This is a genomic window from Bacillus sp. 11C (assembly GCF_055486375.1).
Window position 1 is genome coordinate 54,179 of the sequence record NZ_JBUPVZ010000010.1, and the last position, 18,905, is coordinate 73,083.

Annotated in this window: 18 protein-coding genes and 1 pseudogene; 6 read left to right on the forward strand and 13 right to left on the reverse strand. The window is 46.5% G+C overall.

Annotation, left to right across the window (positions count from 1 at the left end; translation table 11 throughout):
- Window positions 1-10 precede the first annotated feature (10 nt).
- Together glvR and glvA are read right to left on the reverse strand one after the other, a co-directional pair.
- On the reverse strand, window positions 11-775 hold the full coding sequence (gene glvR, locus ACY3LV_RS14720) for a MurR/RpiR family transcriptional regulator GlvR (protein WP_464864053.1): 765 nt from the start codon (window positions 773-775) through the stop codon (window positions 11-13).
- A 65-nt stretch (window positions 776-840) separates the two neighbouring features.
- Entirely contained in the window at window positions 841-2,190 is a 1,350-nt protein-coding gene (gene glvA, locus ACY3LV_RS14725) for a maltose-6'-phosphate glucosidase (protein WP_464864054.1), read from the reverse strand.
- 335 nt (window positions 2,191-2,525) lie between these two features.
- Here glvA and ACY3LV_RS14730 point away from each other — a divergent pair, with 335 nt between their 5' ends.
- The 5 genes from ACY3LV_RS14730 to ACY3LV_RS14750 are packed head-to-tail and all read left to right on the forward strand — an operon-like array spanning window position 2,526 to window position 5,820.
- A complete protein-coding gene (locus ACY3LV_RS14730) occupies window positions 2,526-2,840 on the forward strand; it encodes a WXG100 family type VII secretion target (RefSeq protein ID WP_087992581.1) in 315 nt (104 codons plus the stop codon).
- Between the two features lie 5 nt (window positions 2,841-2,845).
- On the forward strand, window positions 2,846-4,069 hold the full coding sequence (locus ACY3LV_RS14735; protein ID WP_464864055.1) for a hypothetical protein: 1,224 nt from the start codon (window positions 2,846-2,848) through the stop codon (window positions 4,067-4,069).
- 11 nt (window positions 4,070-4,080) lie between these two features.
- Complete coding sequence (locus ACY3LV_RS14740) at window positions 4,081-4,854, forward strand: hypothetical protein (protein ID WP_148963633.1); 774 nt, start codon at window positions 4,081-4,083, stop codon at window positions 4,852-4,854.
- A 29-nt stretch (window positions 4,855-4,883) separates the two neighbouring features.
- Window positions 4,884-5,441: a YfjD family protein gene (locus tag ACY3LV_RS14745; RefSeq protein ID WP_148963632.1), complete on the forward strand. Its 558-nt coding sequence runs from the start codon at window positions 4,884-4,886 to the stop codon at window positions 5,439-5,441.
- Window positions 5,442-5,490: 49 nt separating this feature from the next.
- Window positions 5,491-5,820 (forward strand): YnfA family protein, encoded by a 330-nt coding sequence (locus tag ACY3LV_RS14750; protein ID WP_087992577.1) that lies wholly within the window; start codon window positions 5,491-5,493, stop codon window positions 5,818-5,820.
- A 35-nt stretch (window positions 5,821-5,855) separates the two neighbouring features.
- Here the strand turns inward: ACY3LV_RS14750 and ACY3LV_RS14755 are convergent, their stop codons facing one another.
- From ACY3LV_RS14755 to rlmD, 11 genes and pseudogenes are all read right to left on the reverse strand, one after another.
- Window positions 5,856-6,035, reverse strand: coding sequence for a small acid-soluble spore protein H (locus ACY3LV_RS14755; protein ID WP_087992576.1), 180 nt, complete (start codon window positions 6,033-6,035; stop codon window positions 5,856-5,858).
- 52 nt (window positions 6,036-6,087) lie between these two features.
- The gene (locus ACY3LV_RS14760; RefSeq protein WP_464864056.1) at window positions 6,088-7,905 is read right to left on the reverse strand and encodes a sigma-54-dependent Fis family transcriptional regulator; all 1,818 of its coding nucleotides are present in this window, start codon (window positions 7,903-7,905) and stop codon (window positions 6,088-6,090) included.
- Between the two features lie 116 nt (window positions 7,906-8,021).
- Window positions 8,022-9,398, reverse strand: a complete 1,377-nt coding sequence (gene acoL, locus ACY3LV_RS14765; RefSeq protein WP_464864057.1) for an acetoin dehydrogenase complex dihydrolipoyl dehydrogenase — start codon at window positions 9,396-9,398, stop codon at window positions 8,022-8,024.
- 20 nt (window positions 9,399-9,418) lie between these two features.
- Window positions 9,419-10,615, reverse strand: a complete 1,197-nt coding sequence (locus ACY3LV_RS14770) for a dihydrolipoamide acetyltransferase family protein (protein ID WP_464864059.1) — start codon at window positions 10,613-10,615, stop codon at window positions 9,419-9,421.
- 14 nt (window positions 10,616-10,629) lie between these two features.
- Entirely contained in the window at window positions 10,630-11,658 is a 1,029-nt protein-coding gene (gene acoB / locus ACY3LV_RS14775; RefSeq protein WP_458866821.1) for an acetoin:2,6-dichlorophenolindophenol oxidoreductase subunit beta, read from the reverse strand.
- A gap of 1 nt (window position 11,659) precedes the next feature.
- Entirely contained in the window at window positions 11,660-12,661 is a 1,002-nt protein-coding gene (gene acoA / locus ACY3LV_RS14780; protein WP_148963627.1) for an acetoin:2,6-dichlorophenolindophenol oxidoreductase subunit alpha, read from the reverse strand.
- A gap of 226 nt (window positions 12,662-12,887) precedes the next feature.
- A pseudogene (locus ACY3LV_RS14785) lies at window positions 12,888-13,575 on the reverse strand (YfjL-like protein).
- Between the two features lie 28 nt (window positions 13,576-13,603).
- Window positions 13,604-14,056, reverse strand: a complete 453-nt coding sequence (locus ACY3LV_RS14790) for a DUF6884 domain-containing protein (RefSeq protein ID WP_464864060.1) — start codon at window positions 14,054-14,056, stop codon at window positions 13,604-13,606.
- A gap of 81 nt (window positions 14,057-14,137) precedes the next feature.
- Window positions 14,138-14,695, reverse strand: coding sequence for a GNAT family N-acetyltransferase (locus ACY3LV_RS14795; RefSeq protein ID WP_187441534.1), 558 nt, complete (start codon window positions 14,693-14,695; stop codon window positions 14,138-14,140).
- Window positions 14,696-14,958: 263 nt separating this feature from the next.
- The gene (locus ACY3LV_RS14800) at window positions 14,959-15,939 is read right to left on the reverse strand and encodes a tRNA dihydrouridine synthase (RefSeq protein ID WP_464864080.1); all 981 of its coding nucleotides are present in this window, start codon (window positions 15,937-15,939) and stop codon (window positions 14,959-14,961) included.
- A 361-nt stretch (window positions 15,940-16,300) separates the two neighbouring features.
- The gene (gene rlmD, locus ACY3LV_RS14805) at window positions 16,301-17,701 is read right to left on the reverse strand and encodes a 23S rRNA (uracil(1939)-C(5))-methyltransferase RlmD (protein WP_464864061.1); all 1,401 of its coding nucleotides are present in this window, start codon (window positions 17,699-17,701) and stop codon (window positions 16,301-16,303) included.
- A gap of 188 nt (window positions 17,702-17,889) precedes the next feature.
- On the opposite strand from rlmD, the gene ACY3LV_RS14810 reads away from it, so the two are divergent.
- Complete coding sequence (locus tag ACY3LV_RS14810) at window positions 17,890-18,894, forward strand: hypothetical protein (protein WP_464864062.1); 1,005 nt, start codon at window positions 17,890-17,892, stop codon at window positions 18,892-18,894.
- Window positions 18,895-18,905 lie beyond the last annotated feature (11 nt).

Below are 18,905 nucleotides of genomic sequence, written 5' to 3' on the forward strand. Positions count from 1 at the left end.
AACCCCCCTGTTACTCAATGTCATTTTTTTCTGCCTCTTTGTAATCAACATATGCGCGGAACAATGCTTCGCCAACGAGAAAAAAAGGTGCAAAAGCGACAATTTCCGTTTTATCGCTCAATGTCACAGGTTTGCTTGTCGCATAAAGATTGTGCGGAGTCAGCTGGGCAAGGACATTGTTTTTTAAATTCGTAATGGAAATAAAGGGAATACCCTTTGCAGAAAGCATTCTTGCCTGAGGAATCAGCTCCGGTGTTTCTCCGGAAAGAGAAATGATAATAAACAGATCGTTTACTTTAAAATCGTCCCGCATCAGATTAAATTCATTTCTGTCTTCAATCAAAATGAGATACCGATGGCGCGGAATAAACATTCTTTGCAGATCACGAGCGCAGATCTTTTGCGCATTTCCTGATCCGTACACGAAAATGCGGTCAGCTTCATCAATCAGCTGGCACATCTCCGTCATATCCTTTGTCCTTAAGAACTTCAGGTTTGCTTCCATATCATCAAGCAGCTTTTGAAAACTCATATTCTCGCCTTCTTCCGGCTGATCTTCCCACTTTAAAAAGACGCGAAATTCACTGTAGCCGCTGAAACCGAGCTTTTGGGCAAGCCGCAAAATCGATGAACGCGATACGCTGCAGGCTTTGGCCATTGCGTCGATTCCAAGGTGATAGCACGTGTGCTTGTGATTCAATATATATTTTAAAATATGAAAATCGTTGTCATTTAATTTGTTATAGTGCTGATTAATCAGTTCTTCGAGCTGCATATCAGATTCCCCCCATTTTCTTTCTATTATATACAATTACAGATTCGAAAATGGGGGAATTTCAGTTATGAAATGCGGGTTGGGCTTTGATCAAGCTGTGGCCAATAGTCTTTGTTCGCCTCTATTAAATCCTCGAGAATGAGCCTTGCCACACGCGCGTTCGGCACTGTTTTTGACAGAATCAGCGCTTGCCAGAGCTTTTGGAACGATTTCTCTGCCCACGCTTCAACCGTCAGTTTTTCAACGGATACCTGTTGCTCCATCAGCCCCTTTTGGAATTGCGGAATGGTGCCGACGGTGATCGGTTCAGGCCCATTAGAGCCGACGATACATGGCACCTCGACCATCGCAGTCGGATCAAAGTTCGCAATCGCGCCGTTGTTTTCAACAATCAACAGCATTCTTTCACCTGTGTTGTAGGCAATTGCCCGGGCCAGATCAACGATATATGATGCGTGATCATCTATTTTGATTTCGCTGTTTTTCGAGGACTGCTCGCGTGTGATCATGTCACATTGACTGAAAATAAAGGCTTCGCGCCCTTCCATCACTTCGTTTGCCCGCGTATGATTCGGATTTGATTTTTTCACCATATCATCCGGGAACAAATAATATTGCAAATACGTATTCGGCAGTGTGTCAGGATCTGCGGCCTGTACGTCACGCGCTTTGGCGAACGTATCATTCCAGCTCGCCTCTACAGCTTCAGCCTCCATCTTCGGAATATACCCGTATTGAGATACATGCTCCTTCAGCTTCGGCATTAAATCGTTACCCTCTTGATCATGAATCGATGTCCACCAGCCGAAATGATTTAAACCGTAATAGCGGACCTTCATGTCTTTTCTTGAGGACAGGCCGAGAATGTGCGCCATCCGGTCTTCGATTCCGACCGGCATATCACAGATATTAAGAATTTTCGAATTCGGTCTGAGGCGTCTCGTAGCTTCGGCTACAATCGCCGCCGGGTTTGAGTAATTAAGCATCCATGCATCAGGCGAGCATGTTTCCATGTAATCTAATATTTCAAGCACGCCGCCGATCGAACGCATGCCGTATGCGATACCACCCGGCCCGCACGTCTCCTGGCCGACAACTCCGTACTTCAGCGGAATTTGCTCATCGAGCGCACGCATCGCGTATTTCCCAACCCTAATGTGCGCCATGACAAAATCGACATCTGTAAAAGCTTCTTTCGGGTCAGTCGTCGCTGTAAATTCAATGTCCGGCGCTTTTTCTCTAATAAAAACATCACAGGCGCCCGCAATGCGATCCTGTCTTTCCTTATCATTATCATACAGCTTGAGCTTTCTGATCGGAAACTCCTCCAAATGATCTAAGAGCATCAGAACGATCCCTGGAGTGAAAGTGCTTCCTCCGCCCGCTATTACGATTGAGAATGATTTTTTCTTCATATGACGACCTCCTTGATAACGTTTACATTTTTATTTATACCATGGGAGAGCCCGTCCCGTAACACGTTTGGCGCACTTAGGTCATTTAATCAACTTTAGTGTTTTTTCTCATAGGGCGGGAAATTTCTCATTTACCTTGTGTTTGAGAGATTTGGTTTTTTTACCTTTTTTGTAATCTTAAAGTCTCACCAACTGTGAAATTTAAGTGAATATACACCCTTCCAGTTCTTATGAAAAGGTTCTTTTGTACGATTCGGATACATGCCGAATTATTTATAATCATTTATAGAAAACATCCATTTGTGCGTTAATTTAGGAAAGGCAGGGGACAAAAGTTGGACTCATATAAAGTCATTGAGCTGGCAAACAAGTACAGTGCGGCCGCGGAAGAGGTCAGAAGTTCCAAAATGCTCCTTGAATCCCGGTTATCTGCATTAGGGGATGCTTGGCAGGGGAAAGCAAGAGATTCGTTCGACCAGGATTTCGAGGAAACGAAAGCGGCCTACGATCAATTCGAACTGGAACTGCTTGAAACAAGCCAAGAACTTAAAGCAGCCGCCGTCAAAATAGAAGAACGAAAAGCAGAGATTGCCAGAATGGAAGAAATGGAACGTAAAGCCAGAGAGGAAAGACATAAACTCAGGGGGTGAACAGTGTGTCAGGAAACATTGCAGTTGATCCGGATAAGCTCGAACAGCTGGCAAATGATGTTGTCACTGAATTAACCGATATGGAAAACAAATATAAGGACCTGCATGTGGAGCTGGGGCAGATGATTTTGCAATGCGATCCCCGCTACAGCAGCTGTTTTTCCGGAGTCGGCGATGCGTGGAGTTCAGGAAAAGCGCTTGTCACCAAGCTGAGTGACAATGACATTTTCATCAGGAAAACGGGCGATAAATTTGTTGAACAGGATGATATGTTACGAAAGCTTTATCATGCTTATGACAAATATGGGACAATGACAAGCTTAACCGCTCTTATGCTGACGCAGGGAAAATACTACGGGCTCGGGCTTACGAAATTCGAAAAACAGCCAAGCGGCTTACATACAGCCCGTCATTCCAAGCTTCTCTTGGATATTTCCGGAGCCGTTGACAGGTCACGTTATCAAAAAGCGGCCAGAGTGCTTTTGAATCCTAAATATTTGTTTAAAAAGACAAACCGGCCATTTTCAGATTTGGTACATAAAAAGTTTACAAAGTACTTCCCTCAGGATACGGTGGATTTTTCAAACAGTGTCAGAAGCTACACAAGAGGATTTCTTAATGAAGCCGGCGTACGCTCGACTTTGAAGGATGTCGGAAAAACAGGCTTGAAATTCGCAAAAGGAAATGCCATTACCGCCACACTGATCACCGGAGCGACTGAAACGTTCGGAGCAGGCTTGAAAATTGCTGAAAATTACGCGAAATACCAAGACAAACCGGACGTTCTCAAGCGTGAAAACGCCAAGGCTGTCGGGAATGCTGTGAATAACACCATTTTTGTTGCCGGCGGAGCGACAGCAGGCGCTGTCATCGGCGGTGCGCTCGGAAGCTTTGCAGGACCTGTGGGCACTGTTCTTCTTGGGGCAGCCGGTTCATATGTTGGCGGAGTCGTCGGAGAACAAATCGCCAAATATACAGCCGGTTTCGCAGAAAAAGCAGCCTTAACGTTGAAGGAACCCATTCATGCTGTCGTTGATAAAGCCAAGAAAGGGCTGGAATCGGCCGGCAAAGTCGTGAAATCCGTGAATGACGGCATAGATGCTGCGAATGAAACGATACATAAAGGGATAGACAGCGCCAAAAAAGGAATGGAAAAAGCAAAGAAAACAGCGGATTCGCTTATACATGGCGCAACCCATTTCCTTAAAGGGAAATTTTCATTTGGATAGGAGAATAATCAATGAAGCAGTTTACAATCAGCATAGAAGAGCTTTTATTTTGTTTTTACAGCGAAGGATTTTTTGAACAAGGCATGGCCTTGAAGCAAGCCTATTTCCCCGAGATAGAAGATGAACAGCTCGGCGCTTTGTTTGAAGCCGCGTGCCGTTCACTCTTAGCCAAGGATGCGGCGGAATATCGGAATCATCAATATCGGTTGAAGGACGAGTATTGTCCGTTTATCCATGTATTAAACGACGCTGACTTTACAGTAAAGCTTTCTAAATTTGACGGACAAGGCGCCGAACTGAATGTTTCCTGCCATGTATCAAAGTTCGGTACCTACTCTCACGAACTCCTTTTTGACGAACAAGTCCACCGCATCACAAAAATGGAATCAAGTGAAGGACTGATTGCTAAGACCGATGAGTTTTTACGTATAATAGATACAGAGGATAAAAGAGACTCGATTGTGTCATTGACATCAAATGAATTTGAAAAACTCTTGGAGGGCGCTTCGGACAACCCTTCATACCTAAAAGAATTCCTTGAAAAACATGACCACCAAGAGGACGTTACCCGATTTGTAAATGATCTGGCTTTACGAAAAGGGAAAATGGATACACTGATGCGCCTGGCGTATGACAAAGATAACGCTCCTGAAGTAGCTGACATGGCATTTGTTCTGCCCGGAACCCTTCATACTTGGCTTGTTACAGGCATCACCCAGAATGAATTTTCTGTCCTCCCTGCTCATAAGGATGTTGTAAATCAAATCATTTCAAAAAGTGAATAAGAATCTGAATGGACAAAAGGAGAAAAGCATTGAAAAACCAAGAAATCGTTGAAGTCAATAGCAGAATGTTCCTCAGAATATGGGCTTTTGTCGGATCTGCCGGTATGGGATTCGCATGTTTGTGGCTCTTTTATATGGGTATTACCTTTCAAACGAAATATTACCTTTTAGCCATTCCTGCCGGCTTTCTGTTCACCTTGTTTTGTTTATATTTATTTATCATCTTCTTTCCGGCGTTCACCCCGCGGGGAAATACCATCTTCCGCATCAAAACAGGAAAAGATGGAGAGTTGTTCACTGACAAAGTGTCTGTGAAATTCATCGATATAAAGAAAATTGAGATGAGCCGGCATAAATTTAGCCTAAAAGGGCTTTTTCAGGAAGATGTAATGATTCAGACTGTTGATCGGAAAACCATTCGCATTCCCACTTGGAACATTATTCCGAACCCTCTGTTTTTTGAAGCGGTTGAACGCTATATCCTCCCCCATCTGAATGAAGAGGCGAAAAGCAATTGGATCAGCCAGTTTACGGAGATTCAGAGAAACGCGTATTTGAAGGAATTTGAGGATCATCCGAAGCTTTAACAGCACTCCTCCTTTATAATGAAAGAGAAAAGCAAGTTGAGGAGTGCGCGTGATGCTGATGACCATTCTTTTATTTCTCGCGGCGGGGCTTGCCGAAATTGGCGGCGGGTATTTGGTTTGGCTGTGGCTGAGAGAGGCAAAGCCAGTCGGCTACGGGATCGCCGGAGCGCTGATCCTGATTGTCTACGGCATTCTTCCGACGTTTCAGTCCTTCCCTTCCTTCGGCCGTGTATACGCCGCTTATGGCGGGGTATTCATCGTGCTTGCGGTCCTGTGGGGATGGCTTGTCGACCGGAAAACACCTGATCTGTATGACTGGGTCGGCGCATTGATTTGTCTCCTCGGCGTCTGTGTCATTTTATTTGCGCCGCGCGGATAACAAAATGGCCTGCTTATGAAGCGGGCCATTTTTGTTTAATCCTCTTTTAAGTTGGTCAGCTGCACTTCATGCTCCTCTTGCGGTTCATCAAGCGGATAAATTCTCGCTGTTCCGTCTTCTTCATTCACGTGCTGAATGTAAATAGGAACTCCGTTATATGTTACTTTCTTCATGTCGGGAGATTCTACAATTTCTTTCGCCCTTTGAATATTCATTCTAACACCCTCCTTCATACATAACGTTTCCATTTCTTGAAAGAAGTATGCTTTATGATTCAGCAGCCAAGTTGAATTTTTTCAGCCGTTTGTAGAAAGTGCTTCGGGGGATTCCGCTGATTTTGGCGGCTTGAGAGACGTTACCTTTTGCGGATTCAAGCGCTTTGATCATCATATCTTTTTGGATTTGCTCACGAAGGGTCAGCGCACCGGCCGCATCCGGCTTTTTTTCTGCCGGGCTGATCGGCAGTCCAGCGGCTTCCAGTAAAGCGGTGAGCGGCTCATCCCTCAGCCGGCCGTCCGGAAATCTGATGGAAAGACGTTCAAACACATTAAACAGCTCGCGAATATTCCCCGGCCACCTCCATTGTTTCAGCACATCCAACAAAGCAAGGGGAAGTTCGCCAGGCCAATGATTTTTCTGTTTGTAGTACTGAAAGAGGTCCGGAATATCCTCGGGGCGGTCGCGTAAAGGAGGAAGCTCGATTGGATAGACATGAAGGCGGTAAAACAAGTCCTCTCTGATTATCCCGCTTTCAGCAAGCTCGCGCAAATCACAATGTGTGGCGGCAATGACTCTAATATCAACCGGAATTTCTTTCGCCCCGCCGACCGGCGTAATCTTGCGTTCCTGAAGCACCCTTAAAAGCGCAACCTGCATCGAATGGGAGATTTCTCCGATCTCATCTAAAAATAAGGTCCCATGATTCGCTTTTTGAAAGGCGCCTTTGTAGCCGTTTCGTTTCGCTCCCGTAAAAGCGCCCTCCGCATAGCCGAATAGCTCGCTTTCAATCAAGTCAGATGGAATCGCTCCGCAATTGACAGCAACAAACGGGCCGTGCCGCCGCTCGCTGTTCTCATGAAGCGCGCGGGCAGCGACTTCCTTCCCCGTACCCGTTTCGCCCGACAGACAGACCGTTGCATCCGCCGCAGCCGCTCGTTCAAGGTTCTTCAGCATTCCTTGCGATCGGCCGCTTTGCCCGATCACTCCATTGAAACGAAATGCCGGCTTTTTCTTTTGTTCCGAGAGATAAAAACACGTGCCGCCATCTCCCATGGTGACTGCTTTTTCGATTGAAAAGCCCCGTTCTTTCAACTCATACAGGTGCCGGCCCTGCCAATCCGGTATTAAGGTTCGAATCGGTATGCTCGCGCTGATAATGTGCTGTTTGGTATTGCAGAGGACCACTGGCACACGGGATGCAGCCCTATCTCCAAAACGGCTGATCAGCTCCAGCTCTTTCTCGCGGCTTTTAGCTGCCAGTTCCCGTTCCGCGGCATAGGCGATCGCAGTGGCTATACCGAGCATGTGGGGATGCGCGCCTGCCGCCGGACACGATATGTCAATCACACCCGCAAGGCTGCCATCCTCATGGTGAATCGGAGCGGCTGAACAGTTCCAGTGATGGGAAGCGATGGAGTAATGTTCTGATCCTTGTATCGCAACCGGCTCAATCATGTGGAGCGCCGTACCAATCGCATTTGTTCCGACAGCCGTTTCCGTCCAGCATGCGCCCTTGACGAAGTTGATGCGTTTGGCTTCATAGAGCGCGCGGGGATGGCCGTCGAGTGCCTGAACAACACCCTCTGAATCAATTAACAGCGCCATCATTTCCATTTCTTTTATGGCAGGCAGCAGTTTTTCGAGGTAAGGCTGTGCGGTCTTCAGGAAAAATGAATGCTTTTTTGACTGCTGATCCAGCTCCGTTTGCTGTAAAACCTTTGGGCCTTTTTCTAAATATGGATTGACCTCAGCTTTTTTGCAGCGATGCCATGACTCGGCGATCCGTTTTCTTAACCGGGCTTCATCAAGTACACCGTCTTTCACAAAACGTTTCCAGGTTTGCAAATCGTTTGGGATCGAATTCATTTCCTTGATCGCTCCTCCCTTACACGCCGTTTTCATCTATTGTAGGGGAAAAATAAAGCGCTTTCAACAATAAAAAAGCAGGCGTCTTGTATTCCCCGCGCCTGCTTTTTCCCGTGTTATGCATGCACTGCAAGCCCAATTGTGCTTAACAGCGCCTCGTGTAATGTTTCCGACAGTGTCGGATGGGCGGCGATAAAATGCTCCGCCATATCAGCGGTCATCTCACCATTCATGATCGCAGCCGCCTGGCCGATGAGCTCGGTGACATCAGGACCAATCATCGAGACACCGACGATTTCCCCGAATTCAGGTTCCGCCACGATTTTGACCTTTCCTTCCGCTTGCTGTTTAATGAGCGCTTTGCCGTTTGCGGAAAAAGGAAATTCACCAATCTTCACATCCCCGTATTCGCTTCTTGCCTGTTGTTCTGTCATTCCGATACACGCGATTTCCGGTGATGTGTAAATGCAGCGGGGCACATGTTTCTCATTGATTTGGACATCCCTGCCGGAAGCATGAGAAGCAGCGATGATGCCCTCATGGAAAGCCGCATGCGCCAGCTGAATGCCTCCAATTGCGTCTCCGCACGCATAAATATGAGGTACGTTCGTCTGCATGTGCCCGTTCACCGGAATGCCTTTTGGAGAAAAATCTACTCCGGCCTGCTCCAGCTGTAATCCGTCAAGACGAGGTTTTCTGCCAATCGCCACGAGTACATAATCGGCTTTCGTTTTAAACTCCCGCTGCCCGCTTTTCCATATTGCCGTTTTGGCCGTTTGATCCACCCGCTCTAACCTTGATGAAGTATGCACTTCAACACCGTCTTTTTCGAGCTTCTCCTGAAAGAGACGAGCAATCTCTTCATCCTCAGCCGGGATCAGCTGGCCGGCTGTTTCAATGATGGTCACCTTCGATCCCAGTCTGGCAAACAGCCCGGCATACTCGCAGCCGATCACACCGCCGCCGACAATGACAAGTGAAGACGGAATCTCAGAAAGAGAAAGCGCGTCCTTGCTGTCGATGATCCATTCGCCGTCAAACGGGGCGAATGGCAGCTCGATCGGCTCTGATCCGGATGCAATCAATACTTGGTCCGCCTCTCTGATTTCTTTTCCATTCTCTCCTTCGATCAAGAGCTTTCTGTCAGAAAGAAAGGAGGCCGTCCCCTTCACAACCTGTATTTGATTTTTCTTCATCAAGTATTGAACGCCTTGGACAAGCTGACTGACAACCTGTTGTTTTCGGTTCTGCATTTTGCTCCAATCAACCGATATCGCACCGGGCGGAAGTTCGATTCCAAAGTGGCCGGCATGCTTGATTTTATCAAGAACGTTTGCGTTTTCTAATAAAGACTTTGTCGGGATGCAGCCTTCATTCAGGCAGGTTCCCCCAAGCGGGCCTTTGTCAATCAGCAGCACGTTTCTGCCCTGCTGTGCCGCGGAGACTGCAGCCGCATAGCCTGCAGGTCCGCCGCCGATAATGGCTAGTGTCATGTCGTTTTCACCTGCTTTTCCTATAAAATTAATGCTGCCGGTTCTTCTAAATATGTTTTAATCGCCTTCAGAAATGCAGCGGCAGGAGCGCCGTCACAAGCCCTGTGATCAAATGTCAGGCTAAGCGGCAGGATCGTGCTTCTCACAATCTCTTCCCCTTGATACACGGGCGTGTCATAGCTTGCTCCGATGCCGAGAATGCCTGTTTCCGGCGGATTTAATATCGGTGTGAAATGCTCGATTCCGAAAGCGCCAAGGTTTGTAATGGAGAAGGTTGAGCCTTGCAGTTCTTCGCTTCCCGCACGTCCCTCGCGCGCTTTTTTGGCATGTTCTGAGATGGATTGGGCCAGTTCAACCAGCGATTGCTTTTCAGCGTGGCGAATCACAGGCACAACTAATCCATTTTCCAAGGCCACAGCCATTCCGAGGTGCACATAAGGATGGGTGATGATGCGCTCATTTTGATAAAAGCTGTTCAGCATAGGATGAGCTTGCAGGGCGAGAACGGCGGCTCTCGACACAAAATGAGTCATCGTCAGCTTGGTGCCGTACCGTTCTTCCGCCGTGGGTGACAGCTGTTTTTGAAGGGCGGCCAGCTTGGTGATATCAGCCTTCAGCGTAATCGTCAGCTGCGCGCTGTTTGTCAGGCTTTCCTGCATTCGGGCCGCGATGACTTTTCTCATGCCTGTCACCGGTGTTTCTTGCGCCTTCTGCTCAGAAACCGGCTCTGGCCGATCTTTTTTCTGTTCAGCAAGCGCCTTTGTTACGTCGTCTTTTACGATTCGCCCGCCTGGCCCTGTGCCTTTCAGCTGTTTCAGGTCTAATCCCGCTTTTTCCGCTATTTTTCTGGCGACTGGAGATATTTTGATACGTTCTTTTTTGACGGCTCCGGTTTTGTTTTCGTATTTTACGGGCTGGGCGGCTGGCGGCTCACTGTCTTCTGCAGCAGGCGCTTTCGCCTCTTCCTGCGCCGATTCATTGGCATCCCCGATGTAGCAGATCGCTGTGCCGGGCGGAACCCCTTCTCCCTCTTTGACTTTGATATCGATCAGCGTTCCTTTTTGCGGCGCCTCAACATCCATTTCAATTTTCTCCGATTGAATGCTGGCAATGCTTTCTCCTTTTTCAACCGGATCGCCTACTTTTTTATTCCATATCGATACTTCCCCTTGTTTCATGGCCATTCCCAATTTTGGCATCACTACTTTTACCGCCATTTGTGTCCCCCCCATTAATTCATTGCCGGCTCGCCAAGCAATTCTAGCGTGACGCTGACAATTTGATCTGCTGTCGGCAAATATTGATCTTCAAGCACTGGTGAAAACGGCACCGGTGTATGCGGCGCTGTAATTCGTTTAATCGGCGCATCAAGCAAATCAAAGCCCTTGTCGGCTACTATCGCAGCAATATCCGTGGCAATGCTGCAGCGCGGATTGGCTTCGTCAATGATGATCAGCCGGTTTGTTTTTTCCAACGATGTGAAAATCGCTTCCTCATCCAGAGGAGACAGACTGCGGGGATCAAGCACCTCGGCTTCGATGCCTTTCTCTGAAAGCTGTGCAGCCGCTTCAAGTGCGGTATTTACCTGCTTGCCGACCGCAAACAGCGTGATATCGCCGCCTTCGCGTTTGATGTCCGCCTTTCCGAGCGGGATTGTATAATAATCTTCCGGCACCTCGCCCTTCATGTTGTAGGACGTTTTGTCTTCAAAAAAGAACACCGGATCATTGTCTTCGATTGCTGCAAGCAGCAGTCCTTTAGCGTCATACGGATTGGACGGAACAACCGTCTTCAGTCCCGGAATGCTGGTGAAAAGGCCATACAGCGTCTGTGAATGCTGGGCAGCGGCCCGAAAACCCGCTCCATATGTGGTGCGGACGGTAATCGGCACTTGCGCTTTTCCGCCGAACATATAGCGGAATTTCGCGCCTTGGTTGATGACCTGGTCAAAGCACGTGCCGATAAAATCATTAAACATCAGCTCGGCAATCGGTCTCAGCCCGGTTGATGCCGCAGCCATAGCCGCACCCATGTAGCCCGCCTCAGAAATCGGTGTATCCAGCACTCTTGTGCGCCCGAATTCCTGTACGAGCCCCTTTGTGACCCCTAATACACCGCCCCAAGCTTCATCATCCTGCAAATGATCGACCGCCGCTCCCCCGGCGACATCCTCGCCGATCAAAAGCACATTTTCGTCTCTTCTCATCGCAAGCTTCATTGCTTCATTGATCGCGTCTGACATGCTTATGACTCTCGCCATCTCACATTCCCCCTTTTTCATATGACACGTAGACGTCTGTCAGCAGTTCTGACTCTTTTGGATAAGGACTGTCTTCGCTGAACGAGACGGCTTTTTCAATTGATTCATTGACACGCTTTTCAATGTCTGACAGTTTATTGGCATCAGTTTCTTTTAAAAGGTAGTTTTTAAAGCCTTGAATGGCATCCTTTTCTTCAAGATGCTCAGCTCTTTCATTCTTCGTTTTATACGTTTGGGCATCCCCTTCGAAATGGCCGTAATTTCTGTAGGTCATACATTCAATCAAAGACGGGCCTCCGCCGTTTCTTGCTCTTTCTATCGCTTCCTCGGCTGCCTGGTAAACTGCTAAAATATCTTTTCCGTCCACCGTGACCCCAGGCATATTATAGGCAGCCGCCCGATCAGCGATTGAATTACAGGCCGACGCGTATTCAAATGGGGTGGCTTCGCCGTAGCCGTTGTTTTCATTGATAAACACGACAGGAAGGTTCCATACTGCCGCTAAGTTCAGCCCTTCATGGAAGGTGCCTTGGTTGTTTGCTCCATCTCCGAAAAAGCAAACGCTTACATTATTAGTCTGTTTATATTTAGCGGTGAGCGCTGATCCGCATGCGAGCGTAAATCCGCCCCCGACGATTCCATTTGCTCCTAACATGCCTTTATCGAGATCCGCAATGTGCATAGAACCGCCCTTGCCTTTGCACAGTCCTGTCGCTTTCCCGAAAATTTCCGCCATCATGCCGTCCAGATCACAGCCTTTGGCGATACAATGTCCATGTCCCCTGTGCGTGCTTGTAATGCTGTCGCCATTATCTAAATGAGCGCACACGCCTACCGCTACCGCTTCTTCACCGGCATACAAATGGACGAATCCGGGAAGCACTCCCTGTGCGAACAGTTCATGCACTTTGTCTTCAAAGCCCCTGATTTCCAGCATCTTTTGGTACATCCATAGCGCTTTCTCCTCAGTTAATGACAAGCCTTCTCGTTTTAACAATTCCATTTTGTGCGCCTCCTTCTATTTAGGGTTCACATTTATAAATGCAAGAAGTGTGCCAGTCTTTGATACCCGTAAAATCAGTCTTTTCATTTTTACACTAGAGACAGTTTGAGACAGGTGTCTCATTTTGTCTCGTTCTGATCCATTTGTCTCGTTTTATGGCATGCAAAAAAGACCGGGCACCCCGGTCTTTGACAATGATCGACGTATTTATTTCCTCGGAAATCTTTTAACTGCCTAATTCCTCTGCATCGCTTGGCTGAATAGCTGTTTCCGGAAGAAAATCAATTGAATATTTGACATATCCGATACCGCCGTCTCCATCCTCCTGCATACAGTCTATCACGCCGTTTGAGTATGTATATCCCTTTTCATTAAGTGTTTTTCTGACCGTTTCCGCCATCTTTGCAGCATCTGTTTTTGATAATCCGCTGGCATCTAACTGAATCGTCATGTTCATAGACACTTTTTCAGCCAGCTGCTTGTTCCATTTTGTATCTAATGTGAACTGGCCGTTTTCAATGATCAAAGCAGCGTCAGCTTTTATGATTTGCGGCACCTCTTTTTTCAGATCTGCTTCGATTTCCTTCGATGCTTCTTCATTTAAGTGTTGCTACTGATTCGGTATACGCTTCTTCAATTCCATCGCACGTGACTTTCGGATGGAGAAATCCCTTCGTACACATTGGATAGCGATGAGATTGGATGTTTGCTTGGAACACATATTCAGTGGTTTTAGCGCTATATACCCCATTCGTGATGTTGATTTCTTTTTTAGGATAGGTCTGTTTCACATATGATGTGAGCTTTTGCTCTGCGGCATTTTTCGAAAAAGGATCACCGAATAAAACATGATAGATATATAAGCCACATCCCAATACAGCAATGGCAAGGAAGCCGAACACAATTCTTTTCATTTTCACACTCTTTTCCGAAAATATACTTTTACAGTTCATGCTTTTCTTCAACCGCTCTGTTCAGTGCCTGAAGCATGTAGCCAATGCCTTTGTACGGTGACAGCGGCCAGCTGATGTGCTGGTGTTCACTGATGACGGCGTTAAGGACACTGCGATATTTTTTCCCGCCGAGCATGACGACCTCTTCTTTTTCGAAAAAGCCCTTTTCGCGAAATTGGCGGCTCAGCTCCTCCGCTGTCATGATCTCCGGATGACCGGTTCCAAAAGCCACATCGTAATTTTCGGGTACGATATCATCTGGGCGAAGGAATCCGTGCTTTGCAGACAAAATGACCCACTCGTCAAAAAACGCTTTTGCATACCGCTCGCACGCCTGATGAAACGGGCTGAGATAAGCGTCTTCCGCCCTTGTTGGACCCGCGTCAGGCCGGACGTCCCATATTTTTTCCTTGCCGCAGGGGATGATGCATAGTCGTTTCATTTTTCTCTTCCCCCTGTTTCATTTTTCATATCCCGGGCAGTTAGTTCCTCCCATTATTGTGAAAGAGGCATTAGTTAAAATTCATTTTCCCAAACCAGATGTAAAATCTTCTTTGATCATTGAATACATATATAAATCTTCAAATGTACCACAAGCAAATTCATAATGTCTCAGCAAGCCCTCTCTGCTAAAACCTTGTTTTTCCACTAGTTTTATCGATGAAATATTAGAAGGTTCAATAAGAGCTTCAATTCTTTCCAGCTGCAAGTGGTTATATCCATATTTGACAACAGCCTCTAGTGCTTCACTGACGATTCCTTTTCGCCAGTAATCTTTGCTTAATTCATACCCAACTTCAGCTCGATAATGTTTTGCAAGTCTATTAAGAAATCCACAGCTTCCTATGACGATGCCAGAATCTTTAAGTGTAATGCCCCATCTGATACCTGTACCTTTTTCATATATGGATTTATACCACCTAATCTCTTCCCAAACATCACTAGTTGTTTCAAAGGGTTCTAACCCCATCGGCTTAACAACATCTTGATCTGAAAGATATGTTAGCATATCTTTGGCATCTTCAAAGTTTACTTCTCTTAACAATAATCTTTTTGTTTCAATTATAGGAAATTCTTTCACCATAAACTCCCCCTTCTTTGTATCCGCACCATCTCCTGTTATTACCATGTATTTTATCTTATCCTTTTAGATAAAAAAAGATAGCAAGGACAATTATCCCTGCTATCTTGATTCTTATCATACGTCAACAGCTTATCGGCAGAATGTCTTCCCGCATATCAAATTTTTCAAATGATGACAATTGGCAGGAATAATCGGGTTCAATACCGCTTCCACCAGTTTAACGTCCCACTTCGCTTTACCCTTGAATTGGGATCCTTCTGCTATTGCTCCGCCCCATTAAGATACTTTCTCTCAAATTCATCGAGCAATGCACGCACTTCATCTGTTGACTTTGTGTTCATGCATTGATTTCTTAATTCACTTGCCCCGCGGAATCCACGGAGATATATCTTAAAAAAGCGAGGAAGAGGCTTATATGCTCGAGCTTCTGTTTTTGAATATTCATCATGGAGATCCAGATGCAGTCTCAAAAGATCAATCAATTCCTTACTGCTATGCTCTTTCGGCTCTTTTTCAAAAGCAAAAGGATTTGTAAAAATACCGCGTCCAATCATTATCCCGTCAACGCCGTATTGTTCAGCAAGTTTCAGGCCAGTTTCACGGTCAGGAATATCTCCATTGATCGTCAAAAGTGTATCTGGTGCCACCTCGTCACGAAGTTTCTTAATTTCCGGAATCAGTTCCCAATGCGCATCTGCTTTGCTCATTTCCGCTCTTGTACGCAGATGGATGGAAAGATTCGCAATGTCTTGCTTCAGTACGTGTGTCAGCCAGTCGCGCCATTCGTCCACATCCGTGTAACCCAGCCTTGTCTTCACACTCACAGGCAATCCTCCTGCTTTTGCTGCTTGTATTAATTCTGCTGCAACTTCAGGACGGCAAATAAGGCCGCTTCCCTTTCCATTCCCCGTCACATTAGGTACAGGACAGCCCATATTGATATCTAGACCCTTAAACCCTAATTCCGCCATGCCAATACTCATTTGCCGGAAGTTTTCAGGCTTATCTCCCCATATATGCGCCACCATTGGCTGTTCATCCTCAGTAAAGGTCAAACGGCCCCGCACACTATCCTTTCCATCTGGATGACAATAGCTCTCCGAGTTTGTAAACTCCGTAAAGAACACATCAGGTCTGCCTGCTTCACTCACGACATGGCGAAAAACAACATCAGTCACATCTTCCATTGGTGCCAGCACAAAAAATGGTCGTGGCAATTCACGCCAGAAATTATCTATCATAACAAATTCAAATCCTTTCATTATGGATACCAGGCCAAACGTAATTAAGCAAAAATGTTCTTTTACACTTATAGCATGCTGAAGCGCTTCTTATCAAACGATAGTAAATTTTGAACATTTAAACCTTTACTCATAACACATAAATAGCGATAAAGTACACCGATCACAGGGTTAGGCACATGACCCGGGTTTCTGCTCTATGGCTCTGACATTATTCTTATCAATAGCTGGGGGCTTATCACATATTGTTTCTTTGGCCCTAGTTACATAAAAGACAGCAGGGCGACGCTGGCGCATGAAAAAGACCCGGAAATCGGCAGTGTTCTCTCCGAAATCCAGATCTGATTAGGAATCGTTTCTTTTAATTAGACGATTTTAATACAAGCTTCGCCACGGCTTCCACATGAGCCGTCTGCGGAAACATGTCCACAGGCTGAATATATTCCACACGATAGTCCTTCGAGAGCGCCTGCAAGTCCTTCGCAAGCGTGGATGGATTGCAGGAAACGTAGACAAAGCGCTTCGGTTTGACTTTTTTGATCGTGTCCAGGAATGTGCTGTCACAGCCGGTTCTTGGCGGGTCAACGATGACGACGTCCGGGCGGAAGCCTTCTTTCGTCCATTTCGGAAGCCAGTGCTCGGCTGTTCCTGTTACGTATGTGGCATTTGCCATGCCGTGTTTTTTGGCGTTTTTCTTGGCATCGTCAATCGATTCTTTGATAACGTCCATGCCGCGGACTTCCTTCGCTCCGTCCGCTACCCACATGCCGATGGTGCCGACGCCGCAATACGCGTCAACGACTTTTTCTTTTCCGGTCAGCTGCGCCGCTTTTTTCACTTCGCCGTACAGCTTGACGGTTTGCTCCGGATTGAGCTGGAAGAAAGCGCGGGCGCTCAGTTCAAATGATACGTCGCCGAGCACCTCTTGGATCACTGTATGACCGGCGAGCGGTTTTGTTTTCTCACCGAAAATGACAGAGGTTTTCGCGCCGTTTACATTTTGGATAATGGATTTGACCTCAGGCAGGCGCTTTTGGATCGCTTTGACGATTTCTTCCTTGTGCGGAAGCGTTTCTTTTGCTGTCACTAGCACGACCTGCACCTCGCCTGTTTCAAAACCGACTCTCGTCACAATGGTGCGAACGTCGCCTTTTCGTTTCCGTTCATTATAAACAGACACATTGAAGTCCTCTAAAATACGGCGTACGATGCCTGTTGTTTTGTTGGTTGCCGGATGCTGGACGATGCAATCTTTGATCGGCACGATGTCATGAGAATCAAGGCCGTATAAGCCGGCGATGATGTTGCCGCTTTGCGAGCGCCCGATCTGGAATTGGCTTTTGTTGCGATAATTCCACGGGTTGTCCATGCCGATCGTTTCTTTGATGTCCATGTTTTCCACTTTAAACTTCGTATGGCGTTCAAGAGACTGAATGACGATGTCGCGTTTTTCACGAAGCTGCTGGCTGTATGCAAGGTGCTGAAGCTGACAGCCGCCGCACTCTTCGTATACAGGGCAAGGCGGTGCCACGCGGTGCTCCGACGCCTTGCGGATCTTCTTCACGCGGCCTTCGGAAAACTTCGGCTGAACCTTTGTGGCTTGCACGACAACCTCTTCACCGGGAAGCGCGCCGGGCACGAAGACGACTTTTTTCTTAAAGTAGCCGACACCTTCTCCGTTAATGCCAAGACGCTTAATCGTCAGGGGAAAGGTTTGTCCGACTTTCAGTTCAACGGGCGCCTGTTTTTTTTGTTGGTTCACATTGTTCTCTCCGTTTCTATATAGAGCTTTCTGCAAAATGCAGAAAGTGAAATGTTTTTTTCACATCTTTCTAGTATAACACGCTTGCCTAGATTCCTTCATATTTTTCAAAAACATTTCCAATTTTACTCAATTATTTAACAGGACAGCCGATACAAGTTATGACTATTACATAAAAGAGGGATAAAATGAAGAAATTTCTAACCGCCGCCTGCGCATTAGGGTTACTATTCAGCGCAGCAGGATGCGGAAACGACAGCACCGCGACTTCTGCAAAAACAGAAAAAACAGCAGAAGACGAAAGCAAAAATCTGGATTTGTTAAAAAAAGACTTTAACAGTATTACCAAAGAAGATTGGGATAAAATCCATATTTCCAAAAAGGATTTAAACGGCGCATTTGAAAAAATGACAGAAGCCAATTCCGATGGAGAAAAAGTGGTTAAAAAAGTGGAAATAAAAAACAATACGGTTGTTGTCACCTTCAACAACTCAGACGGAATAGGGATGGGAAACGGTCTCTTGGCCATAGTCTTTGACCAATTTCTTCGCGCATTGTATAAGCATTCGTCATACTATGACGGCAACGAACCGACCATTCGATTTGTCGATCTTGACAATCAGCTGATTCAGGAAAGCGATAAGCCGTTGGATACCGACAATGAAACAGAGGATTCAAGCCAAGACAGCGACAGCGGGCATAAAATTCTTTCCAAGCCCGGTGAAACATCCACCGAGGACAATGGAGAAATTGTTACATTAGACAAAATTGCTGATGTCCAGAAACAGACAGCAATGAAACCCTTAACGATTACTGTCGACCAAGTCAAATTGCTGTCGCGTACCAATATCAGCCCTTTACAGCTGAAACTCTTTAAAAAAATGACAGACCAAAAAGTGTCTGAGCCGCTTCGATACATTCAAATCACTTATAAAGCTGAGAATACCGAAGACACACAAATGGATTGGAACGGCATTGAATCTGTTGAAACAGATGACGGCCAAAAGCTGACAGTTGCAGATAATAATATCCTAAAAGGCAATGAACATCGTATCGCGCCGCACACAGAAAACGAAGGTGTGATAGGAGCGGTATATAGCGGAAAAGCGGAAGATCTTCACCAATTAAAAATCACGTTTTCACCAGTTAAAAGTGGCGCTTCTGGCCAAAGCATGACAGTGAAGCTTGATTAATCTGAGCGGCT

Bases quoted from the DNA above. Each gene is read 5' to 3' on its own strand.
- acoL (WP_464864057.1), bottom strand. From the start codon at position 9,398: ATGACACTAGCCATTATCGGCGGCGGACCTGCAGGCTATGCGGCTGCA.
- ACY3LV_RS14770 (WP_464864059.1), bottom strand. From the start codon at position 10,615: ATGGCGGTAAAAGTAGTGATGCCAAAATTGGGAATGGCCATGAAACAA.
- ACY3LV_RS14740 (WP_148963633.1), top strand. From the start codon at position 4,081: ATGAAGCAGTTTACAATCAGCATAGAAGAGCTTTTATTTTGTTTTTAC.
- acoA (WP_148963627.1), bottom strand. From the start codon at position 12,661: ATGGAATTGTTAAAACGAGAAGGCTTGTCATTAACTGAGGAGAAAGCG.
- ACY3LV_RS14755 (WP_087992576.1), bottom strand. From the start codon at position 6,035: ATGAATATTCAAAGGGCGAAAGAAATTGTAGAATCTCCCGACATGAAG.
- ACY3LV_RS14800 (WP_464864080.1), bottom strand. From the start codon at position 15,939: ATGATAGATAATTTCTGGCGTGAATTGCCACGACCATTTTTTGTGCTG.
- ACY3LV_RS14810 (WP_464864062.1), top strand. From the start codon at position 17,890: ATGAAGAAATTTCTAACCGCCGCCTGCGCATTAGGGTTACTATTCAGC.
- acoB (WP_458866821.1), bottom strand. From the start codon at position 11,658: ATGGCGAGAGTCATAAGCATGTCAGACGCGATCAATGAAGCAATGAAG.
- ACY3LV_RS14760 (WP_464864056.1), bottom strand. From the start codon at position 7,905: ATGAATTCGATCCCAAACGATTTGCAAACCTGGAAACGTTTTGTGAAA.
- glvR (WP_464864053.1), bottom strand. From the start codon at position 775: ATGCAGCTCGAAGAACTGATTAATCAGCACTATAACAAATTAAATGAC.
- ACY3LV_RS14790 (WP_464864060.1), bottom strand. From the start codon at position 14,056: ATGAAACGACTATGCATCATCCCCTGCGGCAAGGAAAAAATATGGGAC.
- glvA (WP_464864054.1), bottom strand. From the start codon at position 2,190: ATGAAGAAAAAATCATTCTCAATCGTAATAGCGGGCGGAGGAAGCACT.